The 13,875-nt window shown below is 67.1% G+C and carries 11 protein-coding genes and 1 riboswitch; of the genes, 5 read left to right on the top strand and 6 right to left on the bottom strand.

Annotated elements, in window-relative coordinates:
* The first annotated feature begins 231 nt into the window (after nt 1–231).
* Nucleotides 232–681, top strand: a complete 450-nt coding sequence (gene nikR, locus EOE48_RS10960) for a nickel-responsive transcriptional regulator NikR (RefSeq protein ID WP_127728850.1) — start codon at nt 232–234, stop codon at nt 679–681.
* A 201-nt stretch (nt 682–882) separates the two neighbouring features.
* A complete protein-coding gene (locus EOE48_RS10955) occupies nt 883–2,946 on the top strand; it encodes a TonB-dependent receptor (protein ID WP_425463650.1) in 2,064 nt (687 codons plus the stop codon).
* A 396-nt stretch (nt 2,947–3,342) separates the two neighbouring features.
* Here the strand turns inward: EOE48_RS10955 and EOE48_RS10945 are convergent, their stop codons facing one another.
* From EOE48_RS10945 to EOE48_RS29145, 6 genes are all read right to left on the bottom strand, one after another.
* Nucleotides 3,343–4,095: an ABC transporter ATP-binding protein gene (locus EOE48_RS10945; protein ID WP_127728848.1), complete on the bottom strand. Its 753-nt coding sequence runs from the start codon at nt 4,093–4,095 to the stop codon at nt 3,343–3,345.
* The gene (locus EOE48_RS10940) at nt 4,092–5,084 is read right to left on the bottom strand and encodes a FecCD family ABC transporter permease (RefSeq protein ID WP_127728846.1); all 993 of its coding nucleotides are present in this window, start codon (nt 5,082–5,084) and stop codon (nt 4,092–4,094) included. The genes EOE48_RS10945 and EOE48_RS10940 overlap by 4 nt, the downstream gene beginning before the upstream one ends.
* 13 nt (nt 5,085–5,097) lie before the next feature.
* Nucleotides 5,098–5,994: an ABC transporter substrate-binding protein gene (locus tag EOE48_RS10935; protein ID WP_127729051.1), complete on the bottom strand. Its 897-nt coding sequence runs from the start codon at nt 5,992–5,994 to the stop codon at nt 5,098–5,100.
* Between the two features lie 116 nt (nt 5,995–6,110).
* Nucleotides 6,111–8,276, bottom strand: coding sequence for a TonB-dependent receptor (locus EOE48_RS10930; protein ID WP_127728844.1), 2,166 nt, complete (start codon nt 8,274–8,276; stop codon nt 6,111–6,113).
* Nucleotides 8,276–9,058, bottom strand: coding sequence for a hypothetical protein (locus EOE48_RS10925; protein WP_127728842.1), 783 nt, complete (start codon nt 9,056–9,058; stop codon nt 8,276–8,278). Before EOE48_RS10925 ends, EOE48_RS10930 begins: the two co-directional genes overlap by 1 nt.
* A gap of 124 nt (nt 9,059–9,182) precedes the next feature.
* A riboswitch (cobalamin riboswitch) is annotated at nt 9,183–9,397 on the bottom strand.
* Between the two features lie 165 nt (nt 9,398–9,562).
* Nucleotides 9,563–9,700, bottom strand: a complete 138-nt coding sequence (locus EOE48_RS29145) for a hypothetical protein (protein WP_187371380.1) — start codon at nt 9,698–9,700, stop codon at nt 9,563–9,565.
* Here EOE48_RS29145 and EOE48_RS10920 point away from each other — a divergent pair.
* The 3 genes from EOE48_RS10920 to moxJ all read left to right on the top strand — a co-directional run bounded on the left by EOE48_RS10920 (nt 9,693) and on the right by moxJ (nt 13,838).
* Nucleotides 9,693–10,112, top strand: coding sequence for a hypothetical protein (locus EOE48_RS10920; protein ID WP_127728840.1), 420 nt, complete (start codon nt 9,693–9,695; stop codon nt 10,110–10,112). The genes EOE48_RS29145 and EOE48_RS10920 overlap by 8 nt on opposite strands.
* Before the next feature lie 881 nt (nt 10,113–10,993).
* Nucleotides 10,994–12,868 (top strand): methanol/ethanol family PQQ-dependent dehydrogenase, encoded by a 1,875-nt coding sequence (locus EOE48_RS10915; RefSeq protein WP_127728838.1) that lies wholly within the window; start codon nt 10,994–10,996, stop codon nt 12,866–12,868.
* A gap of 70 nt (nt 12,869–12,938) precedes the next feature.
* Nucleotides 12,939–13,838 (top strand): methanol oxidation system protein MoxJ, encoded by a 900-nt coding sequence (gene moxJ / locus EOE48_RS10910; RefSeq protein ID WP_127728836.1) that lies wholly within the window; start codon nt 12,939–12,941, stop codon nt 13,836–13,838.
* Nucleotides 13,839–13,875 lie beyond the last annotated feature (37 nt).

The following is a 13,875-nucleotide window of genomic DNA, read 5'->3' as shown; positions in this document are numbered from 1 at the left end:
TGATTTCATGACAGGCTCCTTGACATTCGCTGCGTCGCCGGGCTCTGGCGTCAAGTGCGTCACCGCCGAAGGCTCTTCTGGCTGTCAGGAACAGGTCGTTTTTCTTACATGCCAGTTCATGTGATGGAATGACCGCTGGGGCATGAGCCGCGCGAAGGCGCGCCATTCCCCTAGCTGTTCACGCGCTCGCCATGCTCCTACCAAAGCCATCGAGCAGTTGACGGAGCGGGCATGCAGCGCATCACGATCACCATTGACGACGAGTTGCTGGCGGCGATGGATCGTCTGTGTACCGAACGCGGCTATGGTAGCCGCTCGGAGGCCGTGCGTGACCTCGTCCGCGATGCGGTCGCCCCATCCCAGGGCGATCAGGCGGGCGCTGCGTCCTACTACGGGACGCTGAGCTACGTCTACAATCATGGCACCCGCGACCTGGCACGCCGTCTCACCGATGAAGGACACCACCACGGGGTGTCTATCGCCAGCATGCATGTGCATCTGACCAGGGACGATTGCCTGGAAGTAGCGGTGCTGCATGGATCTGTGCCGGCCATGCAGGCTTACGCCGATCGCATCATCACCCAGCGGGGTGTGCGCTACGGCCACCTGCACCTCATTCCCGAGAACAGCGCCGAACCGGCCAACCACCCGCACCCGCACGGTGACAACGCTGGCCACTGAGGACCGCCGGCCACAGCCGGCGGTGTGAACTTTGCGTAGATTTCTCATACGCGGGACGTGCGAGGGGCACGCCTCGATGCCGCTTCTGGAACGTCGTTGGCCCGCTCTACCTTGTCATCTGCCCACAGGGTGCGTCGATACAGCCTGCTCAGCTCCGCCAGCGTCCTGCTGGTCGCCTCCCACGCCTGGGCCGCGCCGGCGGTGACCGAGACCGCAGATACCATCGCGCTCTCCGAGATCACGGTCGCACCGGAAGCACCGGCCGCCACGTCATCGGGCACACCTAACCCCAGCGCCGGCTATGTCGGCGGCGTCACCGGCATCGGCGGCGCGCTTCGACCGTTTGATGCTGCAAGTGCCGGCATCATCACGGGGGCGCAGATCAACAGCCGCCCGGTGACCCGACCCGGCGAGGTGCTGGAGGAAGTGCCGGGCCTCATCATCACGCAGCACTCGGGTGAGGGCAAAGCCAACCAGTACTTCCTGCGTGGCTTCAACCTCGACCACGGCACCGACATCGCCATCAACGTCGACGGCATGCCGGTGAACATGCGCACCCATGCCCACGGCCAGGGCTACGCCGATCTCAACTTCCTGATCCCCGAGCTCGTCGGCGCGGTCGAGTTCCACAAGGGCCCGTACTTCGTGCGCGACGGTGACTTCGCCTCGGCCGGCTCGGTGCGGATCGACTATCTCGACAAGCTCAACCGCAACATCGCGCTGACGACGTTGGGCAGCTTCGGTCTTAAGCGAGCCCTCTCGGCCGCGTCGGCACCGCTCGGCGCGGGCAACCTGCTCGTGGCGGGCGAGGCGCAGACCTATGACGGCCCGTGGGTGGTGCCTGATACCCTCCGCAAGTTCAACGGCGTGGTGCGCTACAGCCAGGGTACGCCGCTCGACGGCTTTGCGGTCACCGGCATGGCCTACTGGGCCAAGTGGAATGCCACCAATCAGATTCCCGAGCGGGCGGTGGCGGAGGGGATCATCGGTCGCTACGGCACCCTCGACCCGAGCGATGGCGGCGATACCGGGCGCTTCTCGCTGTCGGGGCGCTGGAGCCAGTCGGATGACAGCGGCATCACGCGGGCCTCGGCCTACGTGATCCGATACCAGATGAACCTCTGGAACAACTTCACGTATTTCCTAAACGATCCGGTCAACGGCGACCAATTCCGCCAGCGCGACAGCCGCGTGCTCGGCGGCGGTGAAATCTCGCGCGTGTTCCAGGGCGACCTGTTCGGGCTCGCCATAGAGAACGAGTTCGGCGTGCAGACCCGCACCGACGACATCCGGGTCGGCCTGTTCAACACGACGGCGCGGCAGTATCGCTCGACGGTACTGGACGACCGGGTGCTGGAAGCGAGCGCCGCTTTCTACTATGAGAACCGGGTGCGCTGGACCGACTGGCTGCGCACCAGCGTCGGCTTCCGGGCCGACGGCTACTATGCCGATGTCCGCTCCGACACACCGGCGAATTCGGGTCGCGCCCGCGACGGCATCGTCAATCCGAAGCTCGGGGCGGTGTTCGGGCCGTGGCGCGACACCGAGCTGTACGTGAACTATGGCGGCGGCTTCCATTCGAACGACGCACGCGGCGTCACCGCGACGGTCGATCCGGTCAGTCCGCTGTTCAACGTCTCCCGCTCGCCGTTCCTGGTGCCCTCGACGGGCTACGAGGTCGGGATCCGCAATCGCTCGATCGCCGGGCTGGAGACCAGTCTCGCCCTGTTCCGGCTCGACTTCGCCTCCGAGAACCTGTTCCAGGGCGACACCGGCACCACCGAGCCGAGCCGACCGACCCGCCGCTTCGGCATCGAGTGGAGCAACCACTACGCCGTCACGCCCTGGCTGGCGCTCGAAGGCGACCTGACGATCACCAATGCCCGGTTCTCCGACCGCGATCCGGTCGGCCAGCGGGTGCCGGAGGCGCCGACGACCATCGCCTCGGCCGGCATCACCTTCGGCGAGGGCCTGGGCTGGTTCGGATCCTTGCGCTTCCGCTACTTCGGACCGCGTCCCCTGATCGAGGACAACTCGGTGCGCTCGAAGCCGACGGCACTCCTCAACGGCCGGGTTGGCTACAACTTCGACAATGGCGTCAGCCTCTCCCTCGACGTGCTGAACTTGACGAACGCCAAAGCCGACCAGATCACCTACTACTACGTGTCCCGCCTGCCGGGAGAGGACGCTGCCGGCGTTGCCGACCGGCACTTCCACCCGGTTGAGCCGACGGCCGTTCGACTGACCCTGGCCGGCCGGTTCTGACGCCCGATCTCCTTCGCCTGAAAGGATTACCTCATGCGCACCCTTGCTGCTTCGATCGGCCTGCTGACGGTTTTGTGGATCGGCCCGGCTGCGGCTCACGGCTGCCATCGCGGCTGGCAACAGGCGCCTGTCGAGGGCTGGCATAGCCACGGTCTCAAGTGTGATGCCCGCAAGGGCCTCGGGGTCTCACGCCGAGGCAAGGCCCACGGCCGCCGGGCGGCTTGATCCAATCCTCTGAGCTTTACCCGGGCTTGAATCGGGGGCCTGATCGGCGCGAGCCTCTGGTTGTCCGGATGCTCGCGGACGGGTCAGCATTCATGGCATCAGGACGATGGAATCTCGCGACACACAGCGAGGCGACGTCGGCTCGGGCGAAACGGCCGCGCTTCAGGGGAATCACGTTCGGCGCGTGATCGGCAGGTAGGAATCCATCGTCGAAGAGAGATGGCCTCGCTCGAAGCGCACGCCGAACACACGATCGAGCTCCGGCGAAACCGCGACCGTCGCGGCGGCCCCGTCGCATAGGATCCGGCCGCGTTCCAGCAGCACGAGCCGGTCGCAATCGAGGACCGCGCGGTCGAGGTCGTGCAGGACGACGACCACGATCCCGTGCCGGGCCCAGTCCCGCAGGCGGCGCATCAGGTCGAGGCGATGGCCGATATCGAGGCTCGCGCCGGGCTCATCGGCAAGGACGACGTCCGGCCTGGCGACGAGGGTGGCCGCGAGCAGCGCCCTGGCCCGCTCGCCGCCGGAGATCTGCGACCAGCAGCTTTCGGCGAGCCCGGCGAGATCGTGGTCGTGCAGAATATCCGGGATCGCGAGCGAGGCGCCGGGACGGCGGCTTGCGCCGAGCTCGATCACTTCCCGGACGGTGTAGTCCCAGGCCGGCTGGAAGCTCTGGGGCAGGTAGCCGATGCGGCGGCCGCGCTCGGGCAGCGGAAGGTCTGCGAGGGGCGCCCCGTCGAGCGTGACGCGGCCGGCGGCGGGACGCAGCAGGCCGGCGAGGGCGCGCAGCAGCGTCGACTTTCCGGCTCCGTTCGGCCCGATCAGCCCGACGAGGCTCCCCGGGGCGAGATCGACCGATACGGCGTCCAGCAGGCGGCGAGGGCCGGCCGTCACGACGAGGTCGTCCGCGCGAAGCCGGGTCATGCCCGCATCCGCCGGCGCAGGAGGAACAGGAAGAAGGGACCACCCGCGGCGGCCGTCACGAGCCCGAGCGGGATCTCCGCCGGCGGCAGTACCGAGCGGGCGAGCCCGTCGCAGACCATGACGAGGAGCGCGCCGATGGCCGCCGAGACCGGCAGCAAGCCGCGATGGCGCGGCCCGACCCACCAACGGGCCACGTGCGGCGCGGTCAATCCCACGAAAGCGACGAGGCCGCCATAGGCTACCGCCAGGGCGACGATGGCGGCGCCGACCAGGATCGCCCGGGCGACGAAGCGTGCCGTGTCGAGGCCGAAGGCCTGCGCCTGATCCTCGCCGAGGCCGAGGAGGTCGAGGCCGTGCGCAAGGCGCAGGCTTGCCCCGAGGGCGAGGCCCGAGAGTCCGGCGAGCCAGGCCAGCCCCTCCCAGGTCGGCGTCTGGACGCCCCCCAGCGTCCAACTCAGCACGACCTGGAGGCTGACGCTCTCGTCGGAGAGGGCGAGCATCAGGAAGGAGCGGACCGCCCCGAGCATCGCCGCGACCGCGACACCGGCGAGCAGCAGGCCGGCGGCATCGCGCGTGCCGGCGCCCCGGGCGACGGCAAGGACCATGAGAGTCGCCCCCCAGGCCCCTAGGAAGGAGAACCCGCCGAGCGCCAGGGAGGAGGGCAGGCCGAGGGGAACGAGCAGCGCCACTGTCGCCCCGATCGCCGCGCCGCCGGCCGAGCCGAGCAGGTAGGGTTCGGCGAGGGGGTTGCGGAACACGCCCTGGAAGATCGCTCCGCCGAGCCCCAAGAGGCTGCCGACCACAGCGGCGGCAAGGACGCGGGGCAGCCGCCACTCGAGGAGCAGGCGCGAGCGCAGGTCGTCGGCGCCGCCGAGCGCCCGGACGATCCTGGCTGGCCCGGCCCAGTCGTGCCCGGCCGCGATGCCGAAGGCGAGCGCGAGGACGAGGAGCGGCACGAGCCGGCTCGCGATGCGCAAGGGGATGCTCATGGATGGAGCGCGCTCATGGATGCCCTTCGGGGTTCGGGTGCAGGAGCGCCGCGAGGCGCTCGATCCCGTCCACGGTGCGCGGCCCGGGGATCAGGAATTCGGCGCGGGGCACGACATGCGCCCGGCCTTCGCGAACCGCGCGCATGTCGCGAAAGCCGGGCCGGGCCGTCAGCTCGCGCAGCTCGGCGTCGCGGCCCGCCAGGAGCAGGACGTCCGGATCGGCGGCGAGCAGGGCCTCCGGCGAGACCTGGGCGAGACTGCCGGATCCGGTCAGCGCCAGGCAGCCCCCGGCCCGGGCGACGGCGTCGGCCGTGTAGGTGCCCGCCCGCGCGGCGAGGACGAGCCCGTTCCCGAGCCGCGCCGTCACCAGGACGAGGCGCGGGCAGGGCCGCCCCGCGACCGCCCCGGCGACTCGCGCGAGACGGACCGCCAGGGTGTTGGCGACGGCGGTCCCGCGCGCCGGCTCCCCGGTCGCCCGTCCGACGAGGCGGATGTTGTCGAGGACCTCGCCGAGGGTGCGGCTCGTCAGGACGAGGGTGGGCACGCCGAGCCGCTCCATCGGAGCGAGCAGGAGATGGGCCGCCTGGCGCGCCGGTGTGACCAGAACCAGATCGGGCTCCTGGCCCACCACGGCATCCACCGAGAAGCCGAGCCGGCCGCCGACGACGGGCTTCGCCGCCGCTTCCGGTGGGTAGCGGGTCAGCGCGTCGATGCCGACGATCCGATCGGTCAGCCCGAGGGCGGCCACCAGCTCGGTGTTCGACGAGAAGATTGTCACGATCCGGCGCGGTGGCGCCGGCAGGACGACGTGCCGCCCCAGCGCATCGACGAGGTGGATCGGCTCGGGCCTGGCGGGGCGCGCCGCGACGAGCGTGGCGGCGAGGCCGAGGAGTACGAGGCAGACTTGCATTGGCACGCCAACGCTTCGTCTGCCTGGTTGGTGGTCGTGTCGCAGATTTTCGCCGCAAAACCGGTGACCACTTTTGCGAAATCTGCTTCGGCCCCAGAGGATCGCGGCGCGCACGGTCAGAACCGGGCCTGGAGGCCGATCTGCACGTCGCGACCCGGCGCGGAGGTGCCGCCGCCGCCATTGTAGAAGCGCAGGTCGGCCAGCGTCGGCTGCTGTCCGGCGATGGCGATGAAGAGCGGGTGGTAGTTCACGTCGAACAGGTTGCGCACCTGCGCGAACAGCTTCACTCCCGGCATCACGTCGACCTCGCCGCGCAGGTTGACCAGCACGAACGGGTCCTTGCGCCAGATGTAGTCGCGGTAGGGCTCCGCCGCCGGCACGCGCAGGTTCTCCTCGGTGTTGTACCAGACCGGGCCGTTCAGCACGCCCTGGACCTGGATCGTCCAGGGATACCGGATGCCGGCCTGCCCGAAGCGGGTGCCGAGCGCGAGCTGGTACTCGTAGACCCGCTCGACCCGATACGTGTTGGCCGTCGGCACGGCGCGCGCGCCCTCGTCCTTCATGTCGAAGTTGTAGTTGCCATTGGCATAAGCCTGCCAGTGCCACACCCCCGGCTCCCAGCCGATGGACCGGATCATGTCGGTCTCGTACTGGACCTCGATGCCCCGGATGACGACGTCGCCTGGATTGTTGATATAGTCCGATGTATTGGAGTTAGCGCCGCGCGAGCGGGTGGTGATACGGTCCGAGATGACGTTCTGGAACAGCGCCACGTCGAGCCGGGACGCGCCATGAGTCAGGGTCGTGCCGACCTCGACCTGCTCACTCGTCTCGGGGCGGATGGCCGGGTTGCCGAAGATCCGGCCGCCGCCGAAGGTGTTGTAGTCCGCCGCGATCTCCGTCGCCGTCGGCGCCCGGAAACCCGAGGAGGCGCCGACCCGGAACGCGGCCCAGTCGGTCGCCTTGTAGGTGGCGCCGACCGAGTAGGTCGTGGCTTCGTAGGGCCGCGCGCCGTTGATCTGGCCGGTCAGGTAGGGAGTGAAATCGAAGCTTGTCGTGCCGTAGGTCTGGCGCACGCCGGCGCGCAGCACCAGCCGGTCGTCGAGCAGGCGCTGCGTGTCCTCCAGGTAGAGGGCGTGGAACTGGTCGGTCTGGTTGTTGTCCTGCGGTGAGACCTGGGCGAGGGGATTGCCCGGCACGCCGGCCCGGAAGCGGTCCGAGCGGAGCCGGCTCGTTTCCCAATCCCAGCCGAGCAGCACGTCGTTGCCGGAAAACAGGTTGAAGCGCGGCTGGAAGCGGGTGCCGAGGATGTCGAGGTCGCGGGTGTTGAAATCCGCGCGGGTGCCCGGCACCGGCAGCCCGGTGGCGCCGCGCTGGATCGGCGAGGCCCACTTGAAGCGGTCCTCGTCGGTGACGCTGTAGACCTGCGCGAACAGGCTCGCCCGGCCATCCTCGGTCCGCCCGGTATAGCTTGCGTCGAAGGAGCCGTTGATCCGGTCGTCGCGGCTGTAGAGGTTGCCGCCTGAGCCGCGGAACCCGACACCGTAGATCCCGTCCGTGCGCAAAGTGAACTCGACGCGCTGGTTCGGATCGATTTGCAGGCCCAACGCCCCGGCGATCCCCATGCGGTTCCACTGGGTGTTGGCCATGCGGTCGCCGGAGCCCGCATAGTAATCGTCGCGCTTGGCGCCCGAAAGGCCGAGATAGTAGTCGAACGGCCCGGCCACGCCGCCGGTCTGGGCGCGCCCTTGAGCGAGGCCCCAGACGCCGCCGATGCCCTCGACCAGGGTGCCGGGCGCGGTCCGCCCAGTCTTCAGGATGATGTTGATCACGCCGCCGATGTTCTGGCTGCCGTAGATCACCGAGGAGGGACCGCGCACGATCTCGATGCGCTCGACATCGGCGATCGAGAGCTTGGACAGGTTGGCGGTGCCGGCGCGCCGGCCGTTCATCAGCACCAGGACCTGGCTGCGGAAATCCTTGCCCTGGCCGTCGGTGGCGCCACCACGGATGTTGATCGAGGTCTGGCCCGGGGTCCATTCCGAGAAGAAGCCGACGGCGTTCTCGGCGAGAACGTCGGTGACGGACTTCCCCGTGGAGTTCTCGATCATCGTGTGGTCGATGACCTGCACGGTGCCGGCGATTTCGGAGCGGGGCTCCGGCCGGCCGGTGGCGGTGACCACGATCTCGTCGAGGCGAAGATTGGCCTGGTCCTGTGCGAAGGCGAGAGCCGGCAGCACGCATCCGCTCGCCAGCGCGAGCATCCGGAGATGGCGGGGCATCACGAGTTTGTCCTCCACAGGAGAAGGTCCGAGCTGCGCGGGACGCTGAGGCGATGGCCGCCGGGAGCCGGCTCGGCCTGGGCGGCGAGATGGTCGGACAAGGCGGGCCGGCGCGGGTCGTCGGCCTCCCAGCCGAGACGGCCGGCGAGGTAGGCGGCGATCCCCGGCACGCTCGGCACGATCGCCCGGAAGGTCCAGTCGACCCGGGCGACGATCGCCGGGTGGTCGGCGCTCGGCAGGTGTCTCAGGACGATGTCGACGCCCGGGGTCTCGTCCTCGCCGTGCCATTCGCGGGGCAGGCATCCGGCGAGGCAGAGACCGCGGGGACCGTTCTGCGCCGGGAGCAGCCAGACCACGTTGCGTCGCGCCCAGGTGCGGCAGCGCGCGAAGAACGGGGCTGCCTCGGTGAGGGGGCCCGGCATGTTGGCGGCGAGCACCGTGTCGGCGACCCCGGCCGGCAGGCCGGCATCCCGCCACGCCGCCGGCACGAGGACCGGCGGCGGCACGAGCGCCCGCAGGCGGGCCTGCATGGCCGGCGCCGGCTCGACCGCGGTCCAGGCGGCGTCCGGGTCGCGCAAGGCTGCGCCGAGTTGGCCGCCGCCGGCTCCGACATCGAGGAGATCGCCGACGCGCAGGAGAGCGGCCCGCAGCAGCGGGGCGATCCGCTCGACGTAGTCAGACGCATCGATGCCGGAGGCATACAGCTCGAGCGGGTCGATCCCGTCATCGACGACCTCTGGCGGGTGCGATGGCCCGCCAGGTTTTTCCGAGTTGCGTTCCAAGTCCGATGGTCCTTCCCCGAACCGTCATGAGAGAGGATCGCAGGGGGATGACCGAGGACGCGAGGCATGCGCGGCCGGGCACCGGCAGCGCATGTGCGCGACCCGCCGGGACACCCCGCCCACGAGACGAAACAGGGTCAGGGCAGGTCTCCTGGCTCGCAGGTCGCTGCCATCCGTCCGGCCTTCCCGGTGCTCGCGCACCAGTGACCCTGCTCGACGGATGGCTCACCGCTTACAGTTGCGGGGACAGCTCCGGCCTGAGCGCATGGCGCGCCGCACCGGATTCCCTCTTAGCCCGCCATCCAGGGGATGACGGGAACCTTGACCGTTGTCGGTCGTCGGGGATCGTCCACCCTGCTGTCAATCGCGGTCGCGTGTCCCAACGGATGACGGGCCGGATCGGATACCGTCTGTTGCCATCGTGTGACAGACCGTGTCTGCCCCGGAACGGTGCCGGGTCCCATGCGCACAGGTCGGAGACGCCTGGGCGATCGTCTCCTCCGCTCACGATCCCCAGACCGGGAATGGATCGTCGAGGCACTGCTGCGCCTTCGTCAGCCCCGTCGTGACGCTGCCGACGAGACAGGGATCGAGGGCGGCGCGGATCGCGCCCTCGGCCATGTCCGGGCCGGTGATGACCACGCTCTCCTGGCGCAGGTCGCCCCGACTCGGGCTTCAGTGCCGGCGCATCAGGAACGCGAAGTCCTCGCTGGTGGGCCAACGCGCCTTCGGCACGGCGGCCCACCGGGAGCCGAGGCCTTCGGTGCGGGTGATTCGTCCGGTGATCGAGAGCTTGCCAATCCAGCCTGGGCGCGAGACGATTCAGAAAGGTCCCGAGGCCCGGATCACGCCCGGGAAGCCGCGCAACCAGATCGTGGAACTTGCGCGGATGCAGGGGGCGGCGAGCCCGGAACACGAAGCTGCGGATGCCATATGCCTCGGTTTCCTGCTCCAGTTCGCCGTTGGGGCGGTGAAGCCGCGTGACCATTGCCAGCGCCGGGCAGGCGTGGTCCTCGAACGAAAGGCCGCCCCGGCGAGTAGCTTCGGAGAGTAGCTTGACACAGCGCGTCGCCCCCGAAGACGTGTGCGCGAACGAACTTTATGACGCGGTGTCGCATCAGCAGTCACCGGATCTTACACCTTATCGAAATGGATAGAACTGAGCGCACACGATGGCATGGTGGCCGATCCAGCGGGTTATGGACTGGCAGAGATATTTCTACAAACGGTATCGATATTTAAACGATAGAAGTTATCACCATATCTCCCATGCTGAAAACATAAATTTGAATATCTAGATCACCTATAAGCGCCACATTTACATGGTATTTGCAGATTTGTCGTGATTTACGATATAAATAAATTTGGCACATTGCAGGATTTGAAATTTTTGCGCTGTGCAGACATAGGCGATGCCAAACTAGAAATATAGGTCCAAAATAGCTACCAGCCGAACATCTACGCACCGATTGCCATACTAAGTCAATAGCCCTCAAGTCTGCGCAATCGCGTTTTGATGAAAAATTCGCTGAAGGTCGGTCGTAGCGCGTTCGTTGCTGCGGCGCAATAATTGATGATGTGGCGATATACAACGTAAAAATCAAATACTTGGTAAAATAATAAGTTTCTTATTTACATATTGTAATATATCTGATTTCGCATTTGCACTAAGAATGACATCCAGATCATTTGCCGCATTGTCCCGAAACGTGCGAACGACAGACTGAAGACATCCAGATCTGCGGATGCTAACGTGACTGCGGTGAGTGAAGGTAATAAATTCCTTATAAGAGAGCGAAGTGAGGATTATATAAGGCCAAATTAAGAGAAATTGGCCGTGATCTCACTAGCTTGCCGTTCCTCATCACGCGAACACGTTCGGACTCGCGGCCCGGGCGCCGCAGAGACGTGAAACGCTGACCGGAGACGCAGAGCATGGGCAAGTTCGTGAATTCCGTTTCGGTGGCCGCGCTGCTGGCGCTGGTACCGCTCGCGGTGCCGCACGCCGCACTCGCCAACGACAAGCTCGACGAGCTGTCGAAGAGCGACGAAAACTGGGTGATGCCGGGGAAGAACTACGACTCTGACAATTACAGCAAGCTGACGCAGATCAACGACAAGAACGTCAAGAACCTCAAGGTCTCCTGGCAGTTCTCGACCGGTCTGCTCAACGGCCACGAGGGCGCGCCGCTCGTCGTCGACGGCAAGATGTTCGTCCACACCTCGTTCCCGAACAACACCTTCGCGCTCGGGCTCGACGATCCGGGCAAGATCCTGTGGCAGGACAAGCCGAAGCAGAACCCGGCCGCGCGCTCGGTGGCCTGCTGCGACCTCGTCAACCGCGGGCTCGCCTACTGGCCGGGCGACGGGAAGACCCCGCCGCTGATCCTCAAGACCCTGCTCGACGGTCACGTCGCGGCGCTCAACGCCCAGACCGGCGAGACGGTGTGGAAGATCGAGAATTCCGACATCAAGGTCGGCTCGACGCTCACCATCGCCCCCTACGTGGTCAAGGACAAGGTGATCATCGGCTCGTCCGGTGCCGAACTCGGCGTGCGCGGCTATCTCACCGCCTACGACGTCAAGACCGGCGAGCAGAAGTGGCGCGCCTACGCCACGGGCCCGGATCCCGACCTGCTGCTGGCCAAGGATTTCAACATCCACAACGCCCATTACGGCCAGAAGGGTCTGGGCACCTCGACCTGGGAGGGCGACGCCTGGAAGATCGGCGGCGGCACCAATTGGGGCTGGTACGCCTATGACCCGGGCACCAACCTGATCTACTTCGGCACCGGCAACCCGGCGCCGTGGAACGAGACGATGCGGCCAGGCGACAACAAGTGGACGATGACGATCTTCGGCCGCGACGCCGATACCGGTGAGGCCAAGTTCGGCTACCAGAAGACGCCGCACGACGAATGGGACTATGCCGGCGTCAACGTGATGATGCTGTCGACCCAGAAGGATCTCGCCGGCAAGGAGCGCAAGCTCCTGACCCACCCGGACCGCAACGGCATCGTCTACACCCTCGACCGCACCAACGGCGACCTCGTCTCGGCGCACAAGATCGACGACACCGTCAACGTCTTCAAGACCGTCGATCTGAAGTCCGGTCTGCCGGTGCGCGATCCGGAATACGGTACCCGGATGGACCACCTCGCCAAGGACATCTGTCCCTCGGCGATGGGTTACCACAATCAGGGCCACGATTCCTACGATCCGAATCGCAAGCTCTTCTTCATGGGCATCAACCACATCTGCATGGATTGGGAGCCCTTCATGCTGCCCTACCGGGCCGGCCAGTTCTTCGTCGGTGCGACGCTGAACATGTATCCGGGTCCGAAGGGCGACCGCCAGAACGCCGAGGGTCTGGGCCAGATCAAGGCCTACGACGCCATCACCGGCAAGTTCAAATGGGAGAAGATGGAGCGCTTCGCGGTCTGGGGCGGCACCATGGCGACGGCCGGCAATCTGGTATTCTACGGAACGCTGGACGGCTACATCAAGGCTCGCAACTCCGACACCGGCGAGCTGCTCTGGAAGTCGAAGCTGCCGTCCGGCGCCATCGGCTATCCGATGACCTACACCCACAAGGGCACGCAATACGTGGCGATCTACTACGGCGTCGGCGGCTGGCCGGGCGTCGGCCTCGTCTTCGACCTGCAGGATCCCACCGCCGGCCTCGGTGCCGTCGGCGCCTTCAAGAAGCTCGCTAACTACACCCAGATGGGTGGCGGCGTGACGGTGTTCTCCCTCGACGGCAAGGGTCCCTACGACGACCCGAATGTCGGCGAGTACTCGGCGAACTGAGCCGTCGACTTGCGCTCCTCCCCACTTGGGGAGGAGCGACCCGCTGCCTCTCGTGACAACGGATCCAATCATGTTGAGATCGCTCGGACATCTGCGCCGGTCCCTCCTTTGTGCGCCGCTCGCCGCCGTCGGCCTGACCACTCCGGCCCTCGCACAGACGATCACCCAGACACCCTCCGCCCAGGCGCCCGCCGCGGCTCCGGCGCGCCCAGACGACACCGTCCTGCGGGTCTGCGCTGCGACTCAGCCGCCGCTGTCGCTCAAGGACGGCACCGGCCTCGAGAACCGCATCGCCGGTGCGGTCGCCGAGGCCATGGGGCGCAAGGTGCAGTTCGTGTGGTCGGACAAGCCCGCGATCTACCTGGTGCGCGACTTCCTCGACAAGAAGCTCTGCGACGTCGTTGCCGGTCTCGATACCGGCGACCCGCGGGTGCTGACGACCAAGCCCTATTACCGCAGCGGCTACGTCTTCGTGACCCGGGTGCAGGACGGGCTCGACCTTTCCTCCTGGTCCGACCCGCGCCTCAAGGACGTGAACCACGTCGCGGTGCCGTTCGGCTCGCCGAGCGAGGCGATGCTGAAGAACATCGGGCGCTACGAGGAGGACATGGCCTACCTCTACTCGCTCGTGAACTTCCGCTCGCCGCGCAACCAGTACACGCAGATCGATCCGGCCCGCCTCGTCGGCGAGGTCGCGAGCGGCAAGGCCGACGTCGCCGCGCCCTTCGCTCCGGACGTCGCCCGCTTCGTCAAGGCATCGACCGTGCCGTTGCGCATGACCCTGGTGGCGGACGACGCCGCCCGCAGCGACGGCCAGAAGGTCGCCATGCGCTTCGACCAGTCGATGGGCGTGCGGCGCGGCAACGAGGCCTTGCTCGCCGCCCTCGACCAGGCCCTCGTGAAGGCCCGCCCGGCGATCGACGCGATCCTGAAGGACGAGGGCGTGCCGACGGTTCCGACCGGCTCCTGAGCCTCGTCCCCAATCTCATCCTTCGGACCGCCCGGCG

The organism is Methylobacterium oryzihabitans, from assembly GCF_004004555.2.
GTDB classification, from domain to species: domain Bacteria; phylum Pseudomonadota; class Alphaproteobacteria; order Rhizobiales; family Beijerinckiaceae; genus Methylobacterium; species Methylobacterium oryzihabitans.
This window is presented reverse-complemented; position numbering and strand designations above follow the sequence as displayed.

Bases quoted from the DNA above. Each gene is read 5' to 3' on its own strand.
- nikR (WP_127728850.1), top strand. From the start codon at position 232: ATGCAGCGCATCACGATCACCATTGACGACGAGTTGCTGGCGGCGATG.
- EOE48_RS10945 (WP_127728848.1), bottom strand. From the start codon at position 4,095: ATGACCCGGCTTCGCGCGGACGACCTCGTCGTGACGGCCGGCCCTCGC.
- EOE48_RS10940 (WP_127728846.1), bottom strand. From the start codon at position 5,084: ATGAGCATCCCCTTGCGCATCGCGAGCCGGCTCGTGCCGCTCCTCGTC.
- EOE48_RS10935 (WP_127729051.1), bottom strand. From the start codon at position 5,994: ATGCAAGTCTGCCTCGTACTCCTCGGCCTCGCCGCCACGCTCGTCGCG.
- EOE48_RS10930 (WP_127728844.1), bottom strand. From the start codon at position 8,276: ATGCCCCGCCATCTCCGGATGCTCGCGCTGGCGAGCGGATGCGTGCTG.
- EOE48_RS10920 (WP_127728840.1), top strand. From the start codon at position 9,693: ATGACCACGCTCTCCTGGCGCAGGTCGCCCCGACTCGGGCTTCAGTGC.
- EOE48_RS10915 (WP_127728838.1), top strand. From the start codon at position 10,994: ATGGGCAAGTTCGTGAATTCCGTTTCGGTGGCCGCGCTGCTGGCGCTG.
- moxJ (WP_127728836.1), top strand. From the start codon at position 12,939: ATGTTGAGATCGCTCGGACATCTGCGCCGGTCCCTCCTTTGTGCGCCG.